We start from the raw sequence: 3130 nt of genomic DNA, 5'->3' as shown, positions 1-3130 counted from the left end.
TTGTGAATTTTGAATTGGGCACGAGCTGCAAGCTTGCACCAGCGGGGGTATTACTATTGAGTTTGAATATGCTAATGGAGGGACACGTCCAACAAAAGTAACCTATACTGCTACAGCACCTAATGGAGAAAAACTATCGAAAGAATTTGAAAATTCACACTAAAATATATTAAAGATGAATGATTTAGAAATTGCAAAAAATGTAGTCGTAGATTTTATAAAGGAAATGAATCTATGGGAAAAAGAATGTAACAACATTGAGAAGGAGGTAAGTCTTTCTTATCAAGAAAAAACAGAGAGAAAGAAGGAGTTACTTGTGAAATTATTTAATAAATTTTGTACAAATAAAAAGCGTACTTATGGGCGTCCTAATGTTATAGATTATGGAACTAACGGTTATTATGAATACGATCCTGATAAAGAAGTAATAGAAGAAGTAACAGAAGAAAATAAAAAAATAATAGTTATAACTTACAGAGAATCTCCACTGAAAACTAAGTATATGTATATACTTTTAAAAAAAGGAGAGTATTGGCTCATTGATTCTAAAAAAAAATGTTTTCTTTTAGACGATAAATGGAAAGCAATATTTTTATAGATGATATACTCACAAAATTTGAATTTTAAAATAAGAGATAACACCCGTTAGAATATGTCTACAGGTATATTAGGTTGGTTCTTTGGTAAAGTTCCTAATAAGGCGTTCAATAAAGGAGTGGAGAAGGTAGCTAATCACCATTCTCACAAGAGTTTTGGGCAGCTTTTTGAGGAAGCTACTGAGGAGTCGTATGTTTGCAAATTGAAATATTAATTGTAATTTTACATTTAAAATAAGTACGGATTAAAACCGAGCAGTGGTCGTATGGCATCATGCAGCATATGATGAAAAAACAAATTCATGTATAATGCAATTAGTTTATACCTCAGAACACAAAGCAAAATTACCTCATGAAGGAGCTGTTAAACAATTTGAAATTGGAGTTGAATATGATACTAAAGCTGCTAAAGATAAAGCAAAAGAATTGAATGAAAAATACCATTAGAAAAATGAGAGAGACAAAAATTAAGTTTGATAAAGATCTTTCAAAAGAAATTTTTATTAGGAAAATAAATAAGAAAATTAGACTAATCTTATCTGATGATTTGGACGCTTCAGAAGAGAAATTAAGTGATAGTTATTGCAAAAAAATAGCTGATTTTATAGATAACTTTTCAAAATGGTACAATAAATGTATGGATGCTGTTAAGGAATGGGGTGAAAATATTTATCATATAAATATAGAATATGATGAGATAAAACTATTAAAAATTTTCATTCTGTTTGAACAAAATGAATGTGAATTATTCGGATTAGGATTTAGGACAGAGTTTGATATTGAACATGGTTGCGGCATTAAAATTAAAGTAGAAGATGGTAATTATAACATTGTAGAGATAGGTACAGCTGACATTGCTTTTTGCTAAAATAATATATCATCTATGACCTAAGCGAGCGACCTAATCTCAGTAGAGATAAGGACAACTTGTTGGTTTACGACAAGGAAGAGCCTGTAACTGATAACCTTATCACTTGGGTGTTTGATGAGAACTCCTTTGTGCCTGCGGCTAAACTTGTAGGTGATAAATCGTATAGCATCCTCACCGACCATTTAGGAACGCCGTATGAGGCGTATGATGAAAATGGGGAAAAGGTGTGGGCACGAGAGTTAGATATTTATGGGAATGCTATTGCTGGGGATAGTTCGTTTATTCCTTTCTTATATCAAGGACAGTATTATGATGAGGAGATTGGGTTAGCTTATAACCGTTTCCGTTATTACTCACCTGAAAGCGGTACTTATATTAGCCAAGACCCGATAAGGTTGGCGGGGGGACTGGCGTTTTATGGGTATGTATTCGATTGTAATGGGTGGATTGATCCGTGGGGGCTAGAAAATGTGTATGTTGTGTATCAAGCTCCTGTTTTAGATGCAAATGGTGTACCAACAGGAGAAATATATACGGGAAGAACAAAAGGTATAGGGAGTAAAGATTCTACAGAAGATATTTCAAGAGCATTAAAAAAACGTAAATCAAACCATCACAGAAAAGATATAGGAAGCTTAACTCCTGTTTTTGTAAATGACAACTATAATGCTATGAGAGGTGGCGAACACTATTATATACAAGTAGAGAAAAAAGCTGGAACAGCAGCAGATCAAATTAATGGAATAGCAGATAGAAATTTTGGTATAGATAAAAATGGGAATGCAAAAAAAGGAAATAGATATATGGATGCCTTTTATGCAGAAAATCCAGATTTAGAAAAACTTCACTAATAAGTACAAAAAGATAATATTATGTCAAAGAGAAAAAAATATGGCAACATATATGAAATAAAAATGCCCAATAATAAGTATGCATACCTTTGTTTAATAAGAGAATGTGGTTTTGGTATTTTTGATTATTCCTCAGAAATACAAACTAATAATATACAAGAACTTTTGATAAAAGGATTAAAAATTTATAAATTTGGCAAAGAAACAGCAATCAATAAAAAAATATGGACATTGGTAGGGTATGTTGATTTACAAAAAGAAAATATAAAATGGCCAGATTTAGCTATTTTTATGCCACATAATAAGTTACGTTTTATAAAAGAGTCAAAAATTATGAGTGTAAATGAGGGAATAGTTAAAGTAAAAACTGATGAATATTTGTCTTTGGTCAAAAAAGGTTATATTAATGCTTTTTTTGATAATTATAGGTATTTTGAGCTTTGGCTAAGTAATAATATAGAAAACTATCCAGAAGGAGAAAATATTTTTCCTTTACCTGAAGGATATAATTAGGTAGCTGTAGTCCTATTCTTGGAATACTAATATAGAAGTTTAAAAGAGTGTCGCCAATAACGACAGGGTACATTTTGCCTTTGAGTATGATGCCCTCGGCAGACGCACGGCAAAGATAAACCTCAGTAGCAAGCGCATCAAGCGTTTTCTGTGGGACGGGAATGTACCTCTCCACGAATGGGAGTATGACCTAAGCGAACGACCTAATCTCAGTAGAGATAAAGACAACTTGTTAGTTTATGACAAGGAAGAGCTTGTAACTGATAATCTTATCACTTGGGTGTTTGATGAGAACTCCT

Annotated in this window: 6 protein-coding genes; all 6 read left to right on the top strand. The window is 32.3% G+C overall.

Annotated features, from left to right (window positions below; translation table 11 throughout):
• Nucleotides 1-175: 175 nt before the first annotated feature.
• On the top strand, nucleotides 176-598 hold the full coding sequence (locus tag HMPREF9075_RS08625; RefSeq protein ID WP_009416158.1) for an NTF2 fold immunity protein: 423 nt from the start codon (nucleotides 176-178) through the stop codon (nucleotides 596-598).
• Between the two features lie 54 nt (nucleotides 599-652).
• Entirely contained in the window at nucleotides 653-811 is a 159-nt protein-coding gene (locus HMPREF9075_RS13245) for a hypothetical protein (RefSeq protein ID WP_009416157.1), read from the top strand.
• A 94-nt stretch (nucleotides 812-905) separates the two neighbouring features.
• Complete coding sequence (locus tag HMPREF9075_RS12685) at nucleotides 906-1043, top strand: hypothetical protein (RefSeq protein ID WP_157049243.1); 138 nt, start codon at nucleotides 906-908, stop codon at nucleotides 1041-1043.
• Nucleotides 1027-1464, top strand: coding sequence for a hypothetical protein (locus HMPREF9075_RS08620; protein ID WP_009416155.1), 438 nt, complete (start codon nucleotides 1027-1029; stop codon nucleotides 1462-1464). The genes HMPREF9075_RS12685 and HMPREF9075_RS08620 overlap by 17 nt, the downstream gene beginning before the upstream one ends.
• Before the next feature lie 62 nt (nucleotides 1465-1526).
• On the top strand, nucleotides 1527-2318 hold the full coding sequence (locus HMPREF9075_RS14030) for an RHS repeat domain-containing protein (protein ID WP_009416154.1): 792 nt from the start codon (nucleotides 1527-1529) through the stop codon (nucleotides 2316-2318).
• A gap of 21 nt (nucleotides 2319-2339) precedes the next feature.
• The gene (locus tag HMPREF9075_RS08610) at nucleotides 2340-2831 is read left to right on the top strand and encodes an Imm26 family immunity protein (protein WP_009416153.1); all 492 of its coding nucleotides are present in this window, start codon (nucleotides 2340-2342) and stop codon (nucleotides 2829-2831) included.
• The last annotated feature ends 299 nt before the right edge of the window (nucleotides 2832-3130 follow it).

Origin of the sequence: Capnocytophaga sp. oral taxon 332 str. F0381 (assembly GCF_000318275.2) — a bacterium.
GTDB classification, from domain to species: Bacteria; Bacteroidota; Bacteroidia; order Flavobacteriales; family Flavobacteriaceae; genus Capnocytophaga; species Capnocytophaga bilenii.
Note: the sequence above shows the minus strand (reverse complement) of the source record. Positions and strands in the feature narration are given on the sequence as shown.

What these genes read in the sequence shown, in the direction of transcription:
- HMPREF9075_RS08625 (WP_009416158.1), top strand. Translation starts at nt 176, where the DNA reads ATGAATGATTTAGAAATTGCAAAAAATGTAGTCGTAGATTTTATAAAG.
- HMPREF9075_RS13245 (WP_009416157.1), top strand. Translation starts at nt 653, where the DNA reads ATGTCTACAGGTATATTAGGTTGGTTCTTTGGTAAAGTTCCTAATAAG.
- HMPREF9075_RS12685 (WP_157049243.1), top strand. Translation starts at nt 906, where the DNA reads ATGCAATTAGTTTATACCTCAGAACACAAAGCAAAATTACCTCATGAA.
- HMPREF9075_RS08620 (WP_009416155.1), top strand. Translation starts at nt 1,027, where the DNA reads ATGAAAAATACCATTAGAAAAATGAGAGAGACAAAAATTAAGTTTGAT.
- HMPREF9075_RS08610 (WP_009416153.1), top strand. Translation starts at nt 2,340, where the DNA reads ATGTCAAAGAGAAAAAAATATGGCAACATATATGAAATAAAAATGCCC.